Genomic DNA, 19,141 nt, shown 5'->3' on the forward strand with positions numbered 1-19,141 from the left:
CACTCCTATTAGGAGTAAAATAGGAGTGAGAGGTGATGTTCTATGTCTGAAATCAAAGAAAAAGATAAAACCAACGAAAAAAAGAAAGTCCAAGTGAATATCAATAAGAATCTAGCTACTGACGTCGAAAGCATTTTAGATTCATTAGGAGTAAATCCATCAATCTTAATCACTGCTTTATATAAAAGGGTAGCTGCCAGAGGAGAAATTCCATTTGAGTTATCTTTAACAAGTAAAGAGAAGGCTGAACTGCAGTTAATGAGAGTTGCGGAAGAGTCTGTTGAAACTAATCCGCCAGAAAATAGCGGTGACCACGAAGATCTAGTGTCATGGATGAGAGATCTAGATGAATAGTCATGACGTGTTCTTGATCTATATTCCCTTTAACGATGGCAGTGGAGGGAAAACTCGTCCTGCTATTGCTATCCGTGTTCGAAGCAGAGGTTCATTCTTGATTCTTCCTATTACAAGTAAATATGAGAATAAATCAAAGGCGATCAAAAAGCGATATTATGAAATAAAAGACTTAGATTCTGCAGGATTAAACAAGAAATCTTGGGTAGGTACAGGAAACCGATTTGAATTGAAGAGTAATTTCAATCCCTACAGAGTCATTGGACATTTCTCAGAAGAAGATATTATTGGACTTTCTAAAATGATTTAGTGTCATTTAATAAGCAAGTGCACAGCCGGCGGTTCTAAGGCACTTGTTTATTTCTTTTATAGATAAACAATCAACAACCCACGAAAATGCAAATAAACGAAATATCAAATATAGAAGAAATAGGAGAATCAGATGAAATATCATACATTATTATTCGACGTAGATGATACGTTGTTAGATTTTCAACAAACAGAAACAGAAGCCTTGCACCAATTGTTTGCGGAACAAGGCATTGAACTGACACCAGAGATCAGAACAAGTTATAAAGCATTGAATCATCATTTATGGCGAGAATTTGAAAAGGGGCAGATGACAAGAGATGAAGTGACAGGCAACCGCTTTGGTCTGTTGTTCCAACAGTTTGGCAAGACCGTAGATAGCCAAGCAATGGATCAACGTTATCGACATTATTTGAATCAGGGCCATCATTGGATTCCTGGAAGCCATGAATTACTGGAAGCAGTGTCAAGTGAAGCAGAACTTTATATAGTGACGAATGGGGTTTCTCAAACCCAACATCAACGATTAACAGATGCTCGGATGATTCATTATTTTCGAGAAATTTTTGTCTCAGAAGCGATTGGCGCACAAAAGCCAATGAAGGCTTTTTTTGATCACGTGTTTGCTAATATTCCTGAGTTGGACAAAGAACGAACGGTGATTATCGGTGATTCACTGACTTCTGATATCAAAGGTGGAAATGAAGCAGGGATCGATACGATCTGGTTCAATAAAAATAAGTTGCCTGAAATACCAGAGATCCAACCAACCTATCGGATTGATTCTTTAGAAGAACTTTACCCGCTCTTGGAAATCTCACCTCATTAATTTTCAGAAAAATAGTGCATTTTCCTTTTTTTTCGCTATAATAGATTAGAATGAAAAAACGGATATGAAAGAGGTTTTAGTCAATGACAAAAAGCAAGCCAATTATCATTGGTGTGACGGGCGGATCGGGAAGCGGAAAGACAAGCGTCAGCCGAGGGATTTTTAGTCACTTTCCAGACCACTCCATCATGATGCTTGAACAAGATTCTTATTATAAAGATCAAAGTCATCTTAGCTTTGAAGAACGGTTGAATACAAACTACGATCATCCTTTTGCCTTTGATAATGAACTGCTGATCCAGCACGTTGAAAAACTACTGAACTATGAAGCCATTGAAAAACCAGTCTATGATTATGTTGCTCATACGAGAAGTCAAGCAACAATCATCCAAGAACCAAAAGAAGTGATTATTTTGGAAGGTATCTTGATTTTAGAAGACGAGCGTTTACGTGATTTGATGGATATCAAGATCTATGTAGATACAGACGATGACATTCGGATCATTCGCCGGATCAAACGTGATATGGAAGAGCGCGGCCGTACCTTAGATTCTGTGATCGAACAATATTTAACAGTCGTTAAGCCGATGTATCATCAGTTTATTGAACCAACAAAACGTTACGCTGATATTATCGTTCCAGAAGGTGGCGAAAATCACGTAGCTATTGACTTGATCACAACGAAAGTTGCTAGTTTTTTGAATCACCAGTAAAAAGATAAGAACAGGTGTTAGAACTGAAGTAGCCGTTATGCCTATCTTCTAAAACCAAATAAACGGCGTTTTATAAGTAACTTCTGCGGGTAATCAGCCATAAAGGAAGTGCTCAAATCCGAGAAATAAGCGTGAAAAACCGAAAATTTTTCTTCAAATTTTTGGGATTTCACGCTTATTTCTGAAGGAGCTACTTCACGTTGTTTACTCGGGCTTAGGAGGCACAAGAGGATCAAGCTTCTGTTGTTCGAAGTTGCATACGACGATTTTGTAGTTGTTCATTACTTGTTCTTTTATGAAACATAGAAAAATGAAAAGTGTAGGAGAAGCGTATGGCTGAGAAGAAAACATGGGTACATAGAACCATCCAAGTCGCACCACTCGTTGGATTAAGTATTTTTTTCATATTGATCATGTATGGCTATCGACATGGAATCTTTCAATCAGCAGATTCTTTGCAACAATTCATGCAACAGTTTGGGAGCTATGCGATCATTTTATTTATTCTTATCCAAATCATCCAAGTGATCATTCCGATTCTGCCAGGAGGGATTTCTTCTGTTGCAGGGATGTTGATGTTTGGAAATGTCTTTGGGTTGCTGTATAGTTGTATTGGCTTGATTATTGGTGAAGCAATCGGTTTTTTATTCGTGCGTTATTATGGTACGAGTTTTGTCCGTTTTATCTTATCACCAAAAAAATTCCAAAAATTTGAACAGCTAGTCATTGAAAAAACAAACAATATCAAAAAGGTATTGATCGTTACCTTACTTTTACCTTTTGCGCCAGATGATTTGATTTGTCTCGTCGCTGGATTGACGAAGCTTTCATTTAGAGAATACATGCAAATTGTTATTCTTTTAAAACCTTGGTCGGTCGCTGTATATAGTATGATCATGTTGTTTTTATTCCAGCAAGCACAAGGGCATTTTTAGTTCATTGAATGGAGGAAGTAAAATGTTGGAGAAAGTAGTAGTAACTGAGAAAGAACTCGATGAACTCGTGACAGTTATCCATGAAGTATGGCCCGAAGCCTTTACGCCGATTATCGGTCAAAAGCAAGTCGCTTATATGTTGGAGACGTATCAATCGAAAGAACAGATCGGAAAAGAATGTGCAGCAGGGGTCAACTATTTCTTATTGAAGTTAGAGGGAAAAACGATTGGCTATACTGCTTATGAAAAGATGGGTTCTTCGATCTATTTAAGTAAACTCTATATTCTTCGAGACGTACGAGGGAAAGGTTTGACCTCAGAAGTCTTTCGTTGGTACGAACAATTAGCAAAAGAAACAGAAGCACAGGAGATTTTCTTGCGTGTCAATCAAGGAAATCAACAAGCAATCGCAGTCTATCAACATCAGGGATTTGTCATTGAGGGAGAATTGATCAGCGATATCGGCGAAGGATTTCAAATGGTTGATTATAAAATGAAAAAAAGACTCGCATAAAATGGTAGCTTGTGTTAAAGTATACGTTATGCGACGGGTCGAGAAGATCTCTGAACGTTAGAGGTCTAATTGATTTTGGCGGCACATGATCCACGGATCACCTACCGGATGTAGGCGTGCTGGACAAGACTTTTGTGGAGAAGGACTTGTCTGTCTGATTCTTTCAGGCACCAGTGAGTGGCGAACAGAAATGTTCAGCACTCAAAAATAAGCAGGGATTCCCAAATTTGCTAGTCAAATTTTGTGGAGTTCCTGCTTTTTTGTCTATCGGTTGGCTGCGGATCAGTGGGCTGCTTTCACAACCTCTATAGGGTGTTGGCTGCTTTGCTCCTATGGTATAATCAGTTTTGTACCTACAGACATATGGGTATGCCTATAGAGATGATGCGTTGACATGACAAGTAACTCATGTTTAACACGTAAGGAGTTTTTATATGATTGATAATATCAAACGATTTGGGCGGAACTTTACCCAGACGACACCTTTTATTTTGAGTAATACGGTTATCTTGGTGCCGTATCTTTTATTTTTAAGTTTGAGTGATGGGAACCAATGGTTGTCGATTTTACCCTTCACTTTGTTCTATACCTTTCGAATGACAGGTCTGTTTTTAGTTAGTAGTATTCGCTTTGGTCTGGATAGTTATACCTTGTTGATGATTTCTTTATTGATGGGTGGCGCAGGTTCGTTGATCGGGATTTTTGGCGTCCTTTATTTCCCGCTGTATTATCTGTCAAGTGTACTTTTAGGACTAAGTGCGGCATGGCTGATCCCCACAAATATCACAGTGAATTACCATGAAAAACAACAGGGATTCACGAACATGTCAGCAAATAAATTTCCATTTGCGATCCTGTTGTTGCTTGTTTTGTTTCGGGTGATCGAGCTTCCCGGGTCGACGCAAGTCGTGATGACGTTAGCGTTATATACATTGTTCTACATTATGGCATACCATACGATCAGTCATTATCCTCGCTATGAATTGGATTTTAAAGAGATGAAGTCGAATGTGGTAGTGACCAAAGAGTTGCTTTTATTTATCGGCTTTTTCGTTTTGTTGTTTCTTTTGAGAAATGCTCGTTTGTTGATTGATCCTGCATTATTTGACGTAGCAATCTATGGATTTATGCTGTTGTTTCTATTTGCAGCTTTTTATCTTGGAAGGGCTAGAAAGCAGTGGAAATTACCTACTTGGTTAAATAGTTTTACTTTTCTGAATGGCATGTTAGGTAATTTTCTTTTTTTATTCGGGACACTTTATATCGGCCGCGTCTATGGTTTCGACTATTTAGGCGTATATATGTATTTACCTTATATTGCAGGCATGGTGTTAGCCAAAATCATTGGCAATCAAGCAATCCAGATTCCCACGATCGAACCAGTCCTCATTCAATTAGCTGGATTATTTAGTTCGTTGATGGTTCTGTTACTTCCACAAATCGGCTTTGTGGTTGGTTTATTCTTATTAAGTTTTTGGCACGCGGTAGTAGGTAGTTGGTTGAATCGTACGTATTATGAGATCGATACAGAAATACCGATGGATAATCGTGTCATCAAAAAGTTTACGACACAAAACAAAGGAAGTGTGACCCATCAATTTTTATTGATGTCATTGCTGTTGGTGACGGCACGATGGTTGGACGAACCTGTGAGTGTATTGCTCCAATTGACTGGTAGTCTGAGCGTACCAAAAGCGATGATCCAATTGTTAGTTTACGTAAAATGGATAAATGTCAGTGTATTGATCCTGGGAGTAATCGCTGTTTATCTTTTATGGAGGAAAGAACATGCAAAAAATATTCATTGATGGTGACGGCTCCCCAGTGAAAAATGACGTGATTGAAATTGCGGCATCTTTTCAATTAGAGGTGATGATCGTGACAAGTGTCGATCACTATACCAATAAAGAGTATCCAAGCTATGTACAGTTTGTATACGTCGATAAAGGGGCAGACAGTGCAGATTATAAAATCGTCGGGCTGATCAAAAAAGGTGATTTTTTGATCACTCAAGATTATGGCTTAGCTTCATTGGTCTTACCTAAAGGTGTTCGAGTCTTTCATCAATCGGGGAAGGAATTTGATACCACGAACATTGATGGATTATTAGAACAACGTTATCAAAGCAGTAAGTTGAGAAAAGCGGGCATTCGGACGAAAGGGCCGAAGCCTTTCACTCATGAAGATCACCAAAGGTTCAAAAAAGCGTTGATCCGAGCGCTTGCAGAAATTTGAATAGAATATAAAATAGGTGAACATTGTTTCTAACTAAACAGAAGCGGTGTTCCTCTTTTTTATTACTAAAAAAGTACGATATCTTTGATTGATTCTATAACAAAAGATATAATTATGAAGATTATTTAGTTATATAATCATATATTTTTAACCAAAAAAGAAGGGAGTGCAGAAAATGAAACATGTGAAGGCGTTGGTGGTAAAAGCAATCATGATTTGGGCAATTTTGTGGATCGTTTTAACGGGACTGTATGGTGTTAGTTTCATGGATTCAACGATTGTCGGAGTAATCATTGTTGTCATGATCTATGTATTAGGTGATTTATTGATTTTACGAAAAGTAGGAAATATCGCGGCTACAATTGCAGATGCTGGTTCAGCTGCAGCCATTCTATGGTTATATCTTTATTTTATGAACGATATGACGGATATTTGGATGAAGGTTTTAGTACCGGCGGTATTGATCGGGATCGCTGAATGGTTCTTCCATAAGTGGTTGCTCTCGCAAAGAATCGTACCAGATGAACGAAAAATGAAATAATCAAAACAAAAAAGCTAAAATTATCAAATAGATAGCGAGTAAAAGGCTACAGACTAAAAAACAGGAATAGTCGTATCCGCAACTCTAATCATCAAGCAATGAGGTTGTGTCAAAAGTACACAGCTAAAAAAATAAACGAGAACATCCGAAAATAGTTTCATATTTTGGGATGTTTTCGTTTATTTTCGTCTTTTTTTATAATAGTTGATCAGTGTATCAATGGCTAAAAAGAGAATGACCACAGCTGCGATCGTATACGTGAATATACCTAATAGTGTAATAAAATTGATTTGATCGTCTGGTGCAGCTTGGACAAGCAACGAAGAGCCGACGATCAATGCGGCGAGTATCACACCAAATACTAAACGGTTCACCATACTTTCGATCCGGTTCATCAGTTGGTCTTGTTTTTTTAGTTCCAAATTGATTTTTCCTTGTCCAGAACGCCAAGTTTCTAGAAGGTGATAGACTTGTTGCGGGATTTTCGGTACGGTTTTGATACCATCGAGTATATCTAAGCCCGCTTGCTTCAAGGTATCTTCGACAGAGAGATGTGCTAAGAAATATCGTTGTGCAATGGGCGTAGCGACTTCCATCAAAGATACTTCAGGATCAAGGACACGAATCACTCCTTCTAATGTGCTAAACGCTTTAAGCAATAACGTGATATCACGATCGATTTGTAAGTTGTTCTGGTGGCAAATCGAGACGATCTGCGCAAAGACTTCTTGCAAGTCGATTTCTTCAATGGGGAGGTCTAAATATTGCGTCAAAAAGCTAGCGAGTTGTTGATGGAATTCACTTTCATCAAAAGGCCCTTCTTGTTGACATAAGTTGATGACGGCTTTTTCAATACGGTAAATATCTCGTGTATAAATCGCTAAAACGATTTCCATCAGCTTTTGTCTTAGCGAAGCGGAGAGACTACCCATCATACCGAAATCAATATAACTGATTGTATATGGTTGCAATGGTTCAGTGACAGTAGCAGTCGTTTTGAAAGAAATCGAGCCTAGTTGTTTTTGGTGTTCTTTTGTGTCTGTCGTTACATTTTCTGAAAGTTCTTCAACGCTTAAAGGATGGAACAATAAATTCCCAGGATGTGGATCGGCATGAAAAAAGCCATCGTCAAAGATTTGCTTCATAAAATGTTCGATCAATCGTTTAGCCACTTGTTGTTTCAATTGAGTATTCGTAAGTGTCTCAATGAGGCGTTCATCCGTTTCTTCAAGATTCATCAATTGGTTGAAGTTCTTTCCAGACATTTCTTCCATCACAATAACTTTTTTTGTGCAAAGTGCCTCATAGATTTTAGGGGATCTAATTTCATACCAATGGTTGTTTAGATTATAGAAACGTGCACCATTTTGACTTTCTTTGTAGAAGTCCAATTCGTTTGTCAATGAACGTTTGACTTCTTGCAACACGCCTTTTAAATCGATGACGCTTGTTTCAGGAATATATTTGATCAAAGGAATCGCCCGTTCGAATAACTGTAAGTCCATCATGATTTCCTTCGCAATATTTGGATGTTGGACTTTTACAACGACTGCATCGCCATTCTTTAACGTTGCACGATGCGCTTGACCCATAGAGGCAGAAGCGAAAGGTGCTTTATTGAAGCTAGTAAAAATCGTTTCTAAGGATGCGTCTAATTCCTGTTCAATCGTTTTTTTCGTCGTGACAAAGGGATCACTTGGTACATTGTCTTGCAATGTTTTGAATGTCTTAGTAAACTCAGCAGAGAGTAAGTCATCACGGACAGAAAGCATTTGCCCAATTTTTATAAAGGTTGAGCCAAGTTCTTCAAAGGCTTTTTTTACTTGTTCAGGATTTTTTTGTTGGATCAGATTAGGCAGAACATTTTCTTTGATGAATACGTGAATGATTTCTGTTAACCGGCTTCGAGAAGTAGTTTTGGTCATAACTATGCCTCCTTTCTCTTATCATAACGATAAAGAAAAAAAGCGACAACTATTCCGCTGTTTTTTGAATAAAATGACATGTACCTCACCTTTTTTCAAATAAGCTGTTTGCATCTTTTGTTTTTGTGCTAAAATATGAAGTAAAAATGAATGATATCGAATACAGGAGGAAAATCTTTTGAAGATTACTTTATTATATGGTGGACGCAGTGCGGAACACGAAGTTTCGATTCTTTCAGCGTTTTCCGTTTTAAATGCTATTTATTATGCTTATTATCAAGTACAGCTCGTATTTATTAGTAAAGACGGACAATGGGTCAAAGGCCCGTTGTTGACTGAAAAACCTACAAGTGAAGAAGAATTGCACTTGACGTGGGACCCAAGTGGGAAAATGACAGAAGGATTTACGGGTACTGTCATCAATCCAGGAGAGATCAAAGAAGAAGGAAACATCGTCTTCCCAGTTCTTCACGGTCCAAATGGCGAGGATGGCACGATCCAAGGATTCTTAGAAACCTTGAATATGCCTTACGTCGGTGCGGGTGTACTGACAAGTGCTTGTGCCATGGATAAGATCATGACAAAATATATTTTACAAGCAGCCGGTGTACCGCAAGTACCTTATGTTCCAGTTTTGAAGAATCAATGGAAAGAAAATCCTAAAAAGGTATTTGACCAATGTGAAGGCTCATTGCTTTATCCGATGTTCGTGAAGCCAGCAAATATGGGATCAAGCGTGGGGATCACTAAGGCTGAAAATCGAGAAGAATTACAGAATGCCTTAGCAACAGCTTACCAATACGATTCACGTGCCATCGTTGAACAAGGAATCGAAGCACGGGAGATCGAAGTCGCTGTTTTAGGGAATGAAGACGTCCGCACGACCTTGCCTGGTGAAGTGGTAAAAGACGTGGCATTTTACGATTATGATGCGAAGTACATCAATAATCGCATCGAGATGCAGATTCCAGCAGAAGTACCAGAAGAAGTCCATCAAAAAGCACAAGAGTACGCAAAATTAGCGTATACGATGTTAGGTGGAAGTGGCTTGAGCCGTTGTGATTTCTTCTTGACGAATAAAAATGAATTATTCCTTAATGAATTAAATTCAATGCCTGGATTTACAGCATTCAGCATGTACCCCTTGCTATGGGAAAATATGGGCTTGAAATACGGTGACTTGATTGAAGAGTTGATCCAATTAGGCTTGAACCGTCATAATCAAAGACAAAGTTTCTTTGACTAATTGAAACGTAATCAGCACAAGTATGAATGTGTCGAAGTAGTATGTATAGCAAAATAAAGGTTGTGGATGATCATCTGGTACTGATTGAAAGCGAAAGATTTTTACTATTCGACGCTATCAGTATTGGCGATTTTCACCACCTTTTTTGTTCCTATTCCTATAGGACTACTGGTCTAAATCGAAAGGACAGAGAATGGATGAACATAACAATACAAGAAATTGCTCAAGCAGTTGGCAGTCATCATGAGTCAACCCAATCAATCACAGGAGTAGAATTTGATAGCCGCAAAATCAAAGAAGGCGATTTGTTCGTTCCTTTAGCTGGCACAAGAGATGGGCATGAATTTATTGAACAAGCTATCGCAAATGGGGCAGTTGCTTCTTTTTGGAGTTGGGCAGCCGAAAAGGCACCAGAGGGGATCGAGATCATACCAGTTTCTGATCCTTTAAAAGCAATGCAAGAGTTGGCGCAGTATTATTTAAAAAAAGTTGGGGCGGATGTAGTGGCTGTTACCGGTAGTAATGGGAAGACGACCACAAAGGATCTAACAGCTTCTGTCTTAGCGCAAGGATATAAAACTTATAAAACACAAGGAAATTACAATAATAATATTGGCATGCCTTATACGATCTTGCATATGCCTCAGGATACTGAAAAAATCGTTTTAGAAATGGGAATGGATCATGCCAATGAAATTACGGAACTCTCGTTGCTGGCACAACCAAAAGTTGCAGCAATCACGATGATCGGTGAGGCTCATATCGAGAATTTAGGGTCACGAGAAGGTATCGCCAAAGCAAAAATGGAAATTGCTGACGGGTTGCTACCAGACGGATTATTGATCGTACCGAATAATGAACCATTGTTAGAACCGTTGGTTGCTCCATTGTCTCAAAAAATCAAGACGTTTGGAATCGAACAAGGCGATATTTCTGCACAACAAATCATCGAAGAAAAGCAACAAACGACATTTATCGTTGAAGGCGAATCATTCACGATCCCTTTACCTGGTAAGTATAATGTGACGAACGCGCTGATTGCTTATGCGATCGGGCAGTTTTTCGGGTTGTCTCTGTCGGAAATCCGACGAGGTCTAGCAACTGTCTCAGTGACACAAAATCGAACAGAATGGCTGACTGCTGGAAATGGGGCAGCGATCTTAAGTGATGTTTATAATGCCAATCCTACAGCCATGGGATTAGTCTTAGATACTGTAGCAAGCCTCCCAGCAGCGGGACGAAAACTTGCCGTTTTAGCCGATATGTTGGAGCTAGGAGTAGACTCGCCTCTCATGCATGCTTCAATGAGTGAACATATTTCTTCAGACATCTTCTCGATGATCTTTTTGTATGGAAAAGAAATGCAGGCGTTAAAAGATGCTTTGGCTCAGAAATATCCTGATTTGCCGGTTTATTATACCGAAGAAAATAAAGAGCAATTGATTGCAGCGGTGATTGCTGAGATCCAGCCAGATGACACGATTGTACTAAAAGGTAGTAATAGTATGGGCTTGATTGAAGTGGTCGAACGACTACAAGAAATGAAATAAAAACTGTAAACTTGCAGAAAACAATAAATTATGCTAGAATAACCTATTGCCGAAAGATGAAGAGAAATTGGACTGGCTTGATGATGAAATGCGAAAGCCAGATGTCATAACAATGATAAAGCTGAACGCGACCCGTTTGGCTTTTCTAATGCCTAAACTTCGCAAAGTGATTTTTCGGTGGTGCCACAGGGGCTAAGAATGGATGGGAAACGTGCGTGGCCACTGTCAAAAAAGCAACAGACACTTTGACCGAACAAAAGACGGGGTAGCAAACTATAGCTACATCCTCAGTTAACAACCATATAGGAGGATTCATTTGAAATTTAAAGAACTAGAATTATCACCAGAATTATTAAAATCAGTAGAACGTGCAGGATTTGAAGAAGCAACACCGATCCAATCAGAAACGATCCCACTAGCCTTGGAAGGCAAAGATGTGATTGGACAAGCACAAACAGGAACAGGTAAAACTGCTGCGTTTGGCTTACCGATGTTAGAGAAAATCGATGCAAATCGTCAAGAACTACAAGGATTGGTTATTGCACCAACACGTGAATTAGCGATCCAAACACAAGAAGAACTTTATCGTTTAGGACGTGACAAACGTGTCCGTGTCCAAGCTGTCTATGGTGGCGCCGATATCGGTCGCCAAATCCGTGGATTGAAAGACCGTCCACATATCGTCGTTGGTACACCGGGTCGTATGTTAGACCATATCAACCGTCACACATTGAAACTTGGAACAGTTGAAACATTAGTATTAGATGAAGCAGACGAAATGTTGAACATGGGCTTCTTAGAAGATATTGAAAGTATTATCTCTAAAGTACCAGACCAACGTCAAACACTATTGTTCTCAGCAACAATGCCACCAGCAATCAAAAACATCGGTGTGAAATTCATGAAAGATCCAACACACGTGAAAATCAAAACCAAAGAAATGACTGCTGATTTGATCGATCAATACTATGTACGCGCAAAAGAATACGAAAAATTCGATGTGATGACTCGCTTGCTCGATGTACAATCACCAGAATTAACGATCGTCTTCGGACGTACAAAACGTCGTGTAGATGAATTAGCTCGTGGCTTAGAAGCTCGTGGCTATCGTGCAGAAGGTATCCATGGCGACCTTTCCCAACAAAAACGTATGAGCGTATTACGTTCATTCAAGAGTGGTCATTTAGATATTTTAGTTGCTACAGACGTAGCTGCACGTGGTTTAGATATCTCAGGAGTTACTCATGTATACAACTATGATATCCCACAAGACCCAGAAAGCTATGTTCACCGTATCGGTCGTACTGGTCGTGCAGGTAAAGGTGGTATGTCAGTAACTTTCGTTACACCAAACGAAATGGGTTACTTACATGTTATTGAAAACTTAACGAAAAAACGTATGACAACTTTACGTCCACCGACTGAAAAAGAAGCATTCAAAGGACAACTAGGCGCTGCTATTGAACAAATCGAAGAAAAACTTGAAGAGAATGGCTTAGATAAATATCTGCAAACTGCGGATAAATTATTGGAAGAATACTCTGCTCAAGATTTAGTCGCTTTATTGTTGAAAACAACAGCCAAAGATCCATCAGATGCAACACCAGTAAAAATCACACCAGAACGTCCATTGCCTATGCAGAAAAAAGGCTACAACAAAAATGGTAAACGTGGTGGCGGAAGTGGCGGCGGAAACAACCGTAATCGTCGTGATAATGGCAACTACCGTGGCAACAAAAATTCAAAAGGTAGCGGTAGCTACAGCAAAAACCATAACAAACAAAAAGACAATGGTGGAAAACGCACAAACGACAAAAAACGTGGTTTCGTGATCCGCACGAACAACGACTAATCCACATGTAAAGTGGTGGTCTTAGAAGGACCATCCGAATAAGCCCGTCAGATCCAAAAATAGCTTACCTATTTTTGGCCTTGGCGGGCTTATTTTGTATTGTTTATTTGGCAATGATAGATAATGAAAAAAACAAACATACTCTCTCTTTCATTACATAAAGAAGTAGAGATCATAGGGTAAAAACCTACTAATAATGGGAAGTCTAAGAGTATTAAGTATAAATTTAACGTAGTTCCTCTTTTTAGTAGGTAATTTAGATAACTTTAACAAAAATGTTATTTAAAAAAATAAAATATTTAGCTTTTTAAGGATATAGCAACAAATTTTTGTTTTTTTTGTTTATTAAGTAAAAATAATTTCTTTTTTTATGCGTGATCCATGGTAAATTAGAATTAATACCAATAAAATGATTTTATAAACAAACAAGGCGGAAAATGATTTATATATCAGCTGTTTTTCGAATTGTAAGTCTTGTTTTTTTGAAAAACGTTCGTAAAAAAAGAAATGAAGTGACTTGAACTGTTTTCTTTGCATCAGAGATTTTTATCAATCAATTCTCAATGGTTTTTTATTGGAGAAAATGAAGAAGTGGGTTTTCACTAGGAAACAACTTTCATTTTTGTTATTTCTAGACTTATTGGTGGTAAATTGTCTAAAATTTGGTAGAATTAGAGTGTTCTAAAATTTTTTGAAAAGAGAATCGTGTATGATAAAAGGGATTGGGATTGATGCAGTTGAACTGTCGAGGATTGCTAAGATCATTAAAGAAAAGCAAAACTTTATTGATCGTGTACTGACACCAAGTGAAATCGAAATGTTTCGTTTGCTGCCATTTCATCGTCAGGTTGAGTTTTTAGGCGGTCGTTATGCATGTAAAGAAGCTTTTTCAAAGGCTTGGGGAACAGGGATCGGTAAAGTTACCTTTCAAGAGATCGAAATTTTAAAAAATGGATCAGGACAACCAATTGTAACGAAATCTCCACATGAAGGAGCAGTCTGGGTCAGCATCACACATACAGACGAGTTAGCTTTTGCACAGATTATTTTAGAAGACTAGAAAGAAGGAAGAACAATGGTTATTGCTTGGCATCGTCCGACAAAAGCAATTGTACATAAACAGGCAATTACAGAAAATGTAGCAAATGAAATAGCTCGATTGAATGGGAAAGAATTGTTTGCTGTTGTCAAAGCAGATGGTTACGGTCATGGAGCAATCGAAACAGCAGAAGCTGCAAAAAAAGGTGGAGCTTCTGGTTTTTGCGTAGCTACTTTAGATGAGGGAATCGAGCTGAGAGAGGCAGGTTTCACACAACCTATTCTTGTATTGAATATGGTTCCGATCGATGCGTTGACACTTGCAGTCATCCACGATCTATCTATTACTGCGGGAATAAAAGAATGGTTGGAAGCTGCGGCTACTTATATAGCAGAACGACATCTAGAATATTTATTGAAATTGCATTTGAAAGTCGATACCGGAATGGGAAGAATTGGCTTTCTCAATAGTGCAGAAGTGAATGAGGCAGTGGAAATCATTCAGGATAGTCCCAATTTAGAATGGGAAGGGATCTATACTCATTTTTCTACAGCAGATCAAGCAGATACCACCTATTGGGAACAGCAGAACCAAAAATTCAGTGAGATCATCGAAAGTCTACCTACTTTACCAAGATATGTCCACAGCAGTAATAGTGCTACTGCATTATGGCACGAAAAAGCTACAGGCAATATGATCCGCTATGGGGTAGCAATGTATGGCTTGAATCCATCCGGTCACGCGTTAGCGGAAGTGTATCCCCTACAACCAGCGCTTGAACTTGTATCTGAATTGATCCAAGTGAAAGAGTTGCCAGCAGGAGAAGGTGTAGGTTATGGAAAAACCTATACGACTTCAGCTTCAGAATGGATCGGAACTGTACCAATCGGTTACGCAGATGGTTGGTTACGGAAAATGCAAGGTTTCTCATTATTAGTGGAGGGGAATTATTGTGAGATCATTGGTCGTGTATGCATGGATCAATTGATGATCCGTCTGCCCTATCAAATGCCAGTAGGAACTAAAGTTACGTTGATTGGGGAAAATCAACAGGCTAAAATCACAATGCAAGATGTAGCAGATCAATTGGGTACGATCCATTACGAAGTCGCATGTGTGCTAGGGCCCCGCATACCTAGAGAATATCAAGAGTGAGGAGAGGCGTATGGTAAAAAGAGGAGATATTTATTTTGCTGATCTTTCTCCGGTGGTAGGATCAGAACAAGGTGGGACAAGACCGGTCTTAGTGATTCAGAACAATTTAGGTAATCATTTTAGTCCAACGGTCATCGTAGCAGCAATTACTGCGAAAATGGCGAAACCTAAATTGCCCACACATATAGGAATCAAAGCGACCGGAACAGGGATCGAAAGAGACTCAGTCATTTTACTTGAACAAATCAGAACGATTGATAAGTCCAGATTAAAAGAAAAAGTCTGTCATTTGGAACGATCGATCATGTTAGATGTCGATCGTGCATTAAAAATCAGTGTTGGTATCGAAGCGCTTGTCCCAGTGTCAAAATAAAAGACAAAAACAGCACGCTTATACATAAAAAATAGCACCGTGTGTTTAGTCAATCATTGCGCGATTCAGCGCTTGGCAACAACAAAAAAGAGGAACTTCAATGGTCTGGGACATTCGTCCTATCGCACCACCTAAAACCGAATAAACGGCGGGAACAGAAGTAACCTCTTCGAAAATAAGGCGCCATCCACAAAAATTTGAAAAATAATTTTCGTGGATGGTGCCTTATTTCTCGAAGCTAAACATTTTGATCCCGACCTCTGGCTGTCGTGCCTTTTTTTGTTTGTGTGGTTCAGTTTTGCCGGATTTTCCAGTTCTATCGGAAGATATGGTTTATAAAATAACAATATATATATTGAAAATAAGATTATAATTTTATGAGTAACCAATTTAGACATTTTTTTAGAAACTATGGTAAGCTTTTTATAACAGATTTATTTGACTACACATAAAAAATTTATCGGGATGCTACATTTGATAGTGGACTAGTGGATAAAAGAAGATTAATTATTTATTAAGCAAAAGATGACAACATTCGGACAGTTTGATTTAACTGTCAAAAAATTAGTTGCTGGATTGAAAATAGGATTGAAAATCGTATGGTTTTCATGATAAAGTGATGCAGCTGAAACAAAAAAAGGTGATGAATATGAAATCAATAAAAAATACAATAAACTTATATTTACTTGATTGGAAACGAATTTTTAAAAATCCTGTTGCGACTCTCTTGATCATCGCAATTATGATCATTCCTTCATTATATGCTTGGTTCAATATCAAAGCATTATGGGACCCTTATGGCAATACAGGGGAATTACCGATTGCTGTTTATAGTGCAGACAAGCCGGCTGAGTTTGAAGGACAAGACGTTGCCATCGGAAAAGAAGTACTGAAATCATTACATGAAAATAAAGATTTAGGTTGGCAGTTTGTTGACTCTAAAAAAGAATTAGAAGACGGTGTACGGTCTGGGGAGTATTATGCTGGTATCTATTTGCCAGAGAATTTCTCGAAGGATTTATTAAGCTTTACGAGTGGTGATATCAAAAAGCCGGAAATTGAATATACAGTCAATGAAAAAATCAATGCCATTGCACCAAAAATCACAGATAAAGGTGCATCTACGATCCAATCACAAATCTCCAGTGAATTTATTCGGACGGCGAGCGAAACTTTACTAAAAGTCTTTAATGAAATTGGGTACGATATCGATACAAATCTGGTAAGTATCAATAAAGTAAAATCAATGATTTTATCAACAGATGAAAACTTAGATACGATCGATGGCTATACCCAACAAGTACTTGATCTACAAAAACAACTACCAGATATCAAAGACAAATTAGCGAAAGCAAATGAATTTGTTGATTATCTCCCAGAAGTGGATGAGATGGGACAAAAGGTCGTTGAATTGAACGATAAAATGCCAGAATTAAAGGAACAAGCCAAAATCATTCTTGACCTTCAACAAAAAATCCCGGAGATCCAAGATGCTGGACGACAAATTGCTGAAATCGACAACGATTTTTCATCAATCGAAGAAACGATGAATCAAGGAATCGAGGAAGCAAAACAAGGATTGACCATCATCCAACAAGTCCAAGACATCTTACCTGATGTGAAAAATTTAGAATCACAAGCGAAGAATCTCGCAGAGGATACCAAAACGGGCGCTGAACAATTAAAAGAAGCAGTACCAGGTATCACGACAAGCGTGAAGACGACGTTAGATTCGATTGGGCAAGTAGCGACCACAACAGGTTCATTAGCGAAAACAATCGAAAATGCTGTCAAAGATGGGCAATTGACAGATGATGAAAAAACGAATATCAATAACTTGTTAACTAATTTTATCAACAGTATTAATGAGCAACAACAAGCAACTGACAAGTTGATTTCATTTTTGGAAGATTTACAAGCCAATGCTGGTAATACAAAACTACAACCTATTATTGATACATTGAAGAGTGTTAAACCAGTATTAACTGATTTACAAAATCGTTTAACACGATTAAATGAAGCTGTTCAAGCAGGAGATGTTTCTCAAGTTACTAGCCTTTTAGAAGAAGTACAAGCTGCTGCTAATTCTGTCAACAGATTGATCAGTAGTATCAATGTAAATGAAGTCAGCACCACCGTTGAATCAATCTTGACTCAAGTGATCGATACGATCAGTACGGCGCAAGGTGCGTTGAGTAAAGCAGATCAAATCGACTTTGATTCGCTATTAAATTCAACCAAAGCAACCGTGACAAATGCGGTGGCGATCTTAGAGAAATATCAAAAAGAAATGCCTGCAATCGGTCAAGAGGTCCATGATGCAAATACGATGCTAAATGGTAATATGGAAACGATCGTAAATGGAATCAATAAGGGAGCTGACCTATACAATAACGACTTACCTGTATTAGAAGAGAAACTTGGTTTAGCTGCTGATTTTATCCAAAATGATTGGCCAACGATCAAAAATGAAATCAATACCACAATGACCACCGTCAACGATAAAATGCCAGAAGTCGAAACAGCAGTGAATGCTGCGGCAGACTTGATCACGAACGACTGGCCAAACATCAAAGCGGGTATCCAAAAAGCCGCAGACACGATCCGTAAAGGAGAAGAAGAGGTTGATCTTGGGGAAGTCATCAAACTCTTGAAATTAGATGCGACAAAGGAAAGTGAATTCTTTACGATGCCTGTGGAACTGCAAACTAATTCGTTGTATCCAATCCCTAATAATGGATCAGCAAGTACACCGTTCTATACTGCGCTATGTTTGTGGGTAGGTGCGGTCTTACTTTCAAGTGTCGCTACAACAGATTATTATTTAGATAAAAAAGCGCGTAAAAACTATACAAAACGGGAACAGTTTGGCGCCCGCATGTTGACCTTCTTGACGATGGCGATCGCTCAAAGCTTGATCGTTACTTTAGGGAACATGTTCTTGCTTGGTGTGTATGTAGTGAATCCAGTTTACAGTGTACTGTTTGCTGTTTTGATTGCTTTGTCATTTATGATGATCGTCTATGTTTTAGCAGCACTGTTTGACAATGTCGGCAAAGGGATAGCCATCATTATTCTTGTCTTGTCCATATCTGGTGGTGGTGGGAACTATCCAATTCAAGTTTCAGGGAAATTTTTCCAAATGATCAATCCTTTCTTGCCATTTACTCATGCAGTCAACCTCTTACGTGAATCAGCTGGTGGTATCTATTGGCCAAATGCGCTACATGCGATTTTGATATTAGTCGGCATATTTATTGTCGTAGGAATCGTTGGTACAGTATCCTATCCATTTGTAAGTGAAAAAATGAAGAAATTCAAAGAAGCTGCGCATGAAAGTCGAATCTTCCACTAGAAACGTGATGCCATCTATTCGTTTCTCGTAAAGGTTTGAAGTCTCAGTTTTTAAGTGAAGACGAGTTTAGGATAACGTTATTTTCCTAAGCTCGTCTTTTTTCTATACCAGAGAAAGCAAGTGGTTTAATTATGGAAATCACTCTGAAAATGAATTAAAAAAATATGGGGATTTTCTATCGGTATTTTTCCCGAATTTTGTTGACATTTAAAGGTC

17 protein-coding genes are annotated in these 19,141 nt (G+C 38.5%); 16 read left to right on the forward strand and 1 reads right to left on the reverse strand.

The annotated features are described in order from the left end of the window. The first annotated feature begins 42 nt into the window (after window positions 1-42). From IGK01_RS00965 to IGK01_RS01005, 9 genes are all read left to right on the forward strand, one after another. On the forward strand, window positions 43-354 hold the full coding sequence (locus tag IGK01_RS00965) for a type II toxin-antitoxin system RelB/DinJ family antitoxin (RefSeq protein ID WP_010734366.1): 312 nt from the start codon (window positions 43-45) through the stop codon (window positions 352-354). Further along, on the forward strand, window positions 347-664 hold the full coding sequence (locus IGK01_RS00970) for a hypothetical protein (RefSeq protein WP_010734365.1): 318 nt from the start codon (window positions 347-349) through the stop codon (window positions 662-664). The genes IGK01_RS00965 and IGK01_RS00970 overlap by 8 nt, the downstream gene beginning before the upstream one ends. A 132-nt stretch (window positions 665-796) precedes the next feature. Next, entirely contained in the window at window positions 797-1,492 is a 696-nt protein-coding gene (locus IGK01_RS00975) for a YjjG family noncanonical pyrimidine nucleotidase (protein ID WP_010734364.1), read from the forward strand. A gap of 83 nt (window positions 1,493-1,575) precedes the next feature. Then, entirely contained in the window at window positions 1,576-2,205 is a 630-nt protein-coding gene (udk, locus tag IGK01_RS00980) for a uridine kinase (RefSeq protein WP_010734363.1), read from the forward strand. Between the two features lie 332 nt (window positions 2,206-2,537). After that, a complete protein-coding gene (locus IGK01_RS00985; RefSeq protein WP_010734362.1) occupies window positions 2,538-3,140 on the forward strand; it encodes a TVP38/TMEM64 family protein in 603 nt (200 codons plus the stop codon). A gap of 25 nt (window positions 3,141-3,165) precedes the next feature. Continuing rightward, window positions 3,166-3,654, forward strand: a complete 489-nt coding sequence (locus tag IGK01_RS00990; RefSeq protein ID WP_175401354.1) for a GNAT family N-acetyltransferase — start codon at window positions 3,166-3,168, stop codon at window positions 3,652-3,654. 434 nt (window positions 3,655-4,088) lie between these two features. Continuing rightward, on the forward strand, window positions 4,089-5,462 hold the full coding sequence (locus tag IGK01_RS00995) for a hypothetical protein (RefSeq protein WP_023518946.1): 1,374 nt from the start codon (window positions 4,089-4,091) through the stop codon (window positions 5,460-5,462). Beyond that, complete coding sequence (locus tag IGK01_RS01000) at window positions 5,443-5,889, forward strand: YaiI/YqxD family protein (RefSeq protein WP_010734359.1); 447 nt, start codon at window positions 5,443-5,445, stop codon at window positions 5,887-5,889. Before IGK01_RS00995 ends, IGK01_RS01000 begins: the two co-directional genes overlap by 20 nt. Window positions 5,890-6,064: 175 nt before the next feature. After that, window positions 6,065-6,430, forward strand: coding sequence for a DUF2512 family protein (locus tag IGK01_RS01005; RefSeq protein WP_010734357.1), 366 nt, complete (start codon window positions 6,065-6,067; stop codon window positions 6,428-6,430). Window positions 6,431-6,609: 179 nt separating this feature from the next. Here the strand turns inward: IGK01_RS01005 and IGK01_RS01010 are convergent, their stop codons facing one another. Then, complete coding sequence (locus IGK01_RS01010) at window positions 6,610-8,355, reverse strand: ABC1 kinase family protein (RefSeq protein ID WP_010734356.1); 1,746 nt, start codon at window positions 8,353-8,355, stop codon at window positions 6,610-6,612. Window positions 8,356-8,533: 178 nt separating this feature from the next. On the opposite strand from IGK01_RS01010, the gene IGK01_RS01015 reads away from it, so the two are divergent. The 7 genes from IGK01_RS01015 (at window position 8,534) to IGK01_RS01045 (ending at window position 18,925) form a co-directional block, all read left to right on the forward strand. After that, complete coding sequence (locus IGK01_RS01015) at window positions 8,534-9,601, forward strand: D-alanine--D-alanine ligase (RefSeq protein WP_010734355.1); 1,068 nt, start codon at window positions 8,534-8,536, stop codon at window positions 9,599-9,601. 197 nt (window positions 9,602-9,798) lie between these two features. Further along, window positions 9,799-11,151, forward strand: a complete 1,353-nt coding sequence (locus IGK01_RS01020; protein WP_062805855.1) for a UDP-N-acetylmuramoyl-tripeptide--D-alanyl-D-alanine ligase — start codon at window positions 9,799-9,801, stop codon at window positions 11,149-11,151. A 316-nt stretch (window positions 11,152-11,467) separates the two neighbouring features. After that, window positions 11,468-13,003, forward strand: a complete 1,536-nt coding sequence (gene cshA, locus IGK01_RS01025; protein ID WP_066026494.1) for a degradosome RNA helicase CshA — start codon at window positions 11,468-11,470, stop codon at window positions 13,001-13,003. A gap of 709 nt (window positions 13,004-13,712) precedes the next feature. Further along, entirely contained in the window at window positions 13,713-14,063 is a 351-nt protein-coding gene (gene acpS / locus IGK01_RS01030; protein ID WP_010736606.1) for a holo-ACP synthase, read from the forward strand. Window positions 14,064-14,078: 15 nt separating this feature from the next. Then, a complete protein-coding gene (gene alr / locus IGK01_RS01035) occupies window positions 14,079-15,197 on the forward strand; it encodes an alanine racemase (protein ID WP_010736605.1) in 1,119 nt (372 codons plus the stop codon). 10 nt (window positions 15,198-15,207) lie between these two features. Further along, window positions 15,208-15,570 carry a type II toxin-antitoxin system PemK/MazF family toxin gene (locus IGK01_RS01040; RefSeq protein WP_019722700.1) on the forward strand — a complete coding sequence of 121 codons (363 nt, stop codon included), beginning with the start codon at window positions 15,208-15,210 and terminating at the stop codon, window positions 15,568-15,570. A gap of 649 nt (window positions 15,571-16,219) precedes the next feature. Then, window positions 16,220-18,925, forward strand: coding sequence for a YhgE/Pip family protein (locus IGK01_RS01045; RefSeq protein WP_438840436.1), 2,706 nt, complete (start codon window positions 16,220-16,222; stop codon window positions 18,923-18,925). Window positions 18,926-19,141 lie beyond the last annotated feature (216 nt).

The organism is Enterococcus sp. AZ080 (genome assembly GCF_051714945.1).
GTDB classification, from domain to species: Bacteria; Bacillota; Bacilli; order Lactobacillales; family Enterococcaceae; genus Enterococcus_B; species Enterococcus_B pernyi.

What these genes read in the sequence shown, in the direction of transcription:
- IGK01_RS00965 (WP_010734366.1), top strand. Translation starts at nt 43, where the DNA reads ATGTCTGAAATCAAAGAAAAAGATAAAACCAACGAAAAAAAGAAAGTC.
- IGK01_RS00970 (WP_010734365.1), top strand. Translation starts at nt 347, where the DNA reads ATGAATAGTCATGACGTGTTCTTGATCTATATTCCCTTTAACGATGGC.
- IGK01_RS00975 (WP_010734364.1), top strand. Translation starts at nt 797, where the DNA reads ATGAAATATCATACATTATTATTCGACGTAGATGATACGTTGTTAGAT.
- udk (WP_010734363.1), top strand. Translation starts at nt 1,576, where the DNA reads ATGACAAAAAGCAAGCCAATTATCATTGGTGTGACGGGCGGATCGGGA.
- IGK01_RS00985 (WP_010734362.1), top strand. Translation starts at nt 2,538, where the DNA reads ATGGCTGAGAAGAAAACATGGGTACATAGAACCATCCAAGTCGCACCA.
- IGK01_RS00995 (WP_023518946.1), top strand. Translation starts at nt 4,089, where the DNA reads ATGATTGATAATATCAAACGATTTGGGCGGAACTTTACCCAGACGACA.
- IGK01_RS01000 (WP_010734359.1), top strand. Translation starts at nt 5,443, where the DNA reads ATGCAAAAAATATTCATTGATGGTGACGGCTCCCCAGTGAAAAATGAC.
- IGK01_RS01005 (WP_010734357.1), top strand. Translation starts at nt 6,065, where the DNA reads ATGAAACATGTGAAGGCGTTGGTGGTAAAAGCAATCATGATTTGGGCA.
- IGK01_RS01010 (WP_010734356.1), bottom strand. Translation starts at nt 8,355, where the DNA reads ATGACCAAAACTACTTCTCGAAGCCGGTTAACAGAAATCATTCACGTA.
- IGK01_RS01020 (WP_062805855.1), top strand. Translation starts at nt 9,799, where the DNA reads ATGAACATAACAATACAAGAAATTGCTCAAGCAGTTGGCAGTCATCAT.
- acpS (WP_010736606.1), top strand. Translation starts at nt 13,713, where the DNA reads ATGATAAAAGGGATTGGGATTGATGCAGTTGAACTGTCGAGGATTGCT.
- alr (WP_010736605.1), top strand. Translation starts at nt 14,079, where the DNA reads ATGGTTATTGCTTGGCATCGTCCGACAAAAGCAATTGTACATAAACAG.
- IGK01_RS01040 (WP_019722700.1), top strand. Translation starts at nt 15,208, where the DNA reads ATGGTAAAAAGAGGAGATATTTATTTTGCTGATCTTTCTCCGGTGGTA.
- IGK01_RS01045 (WP_438840436.1), top strand. Translation starts at nt 16,220, where the DNA reads ATGAAATCAATAAAAAATACAATAAACTTATATTTACTTGATTGGAAA.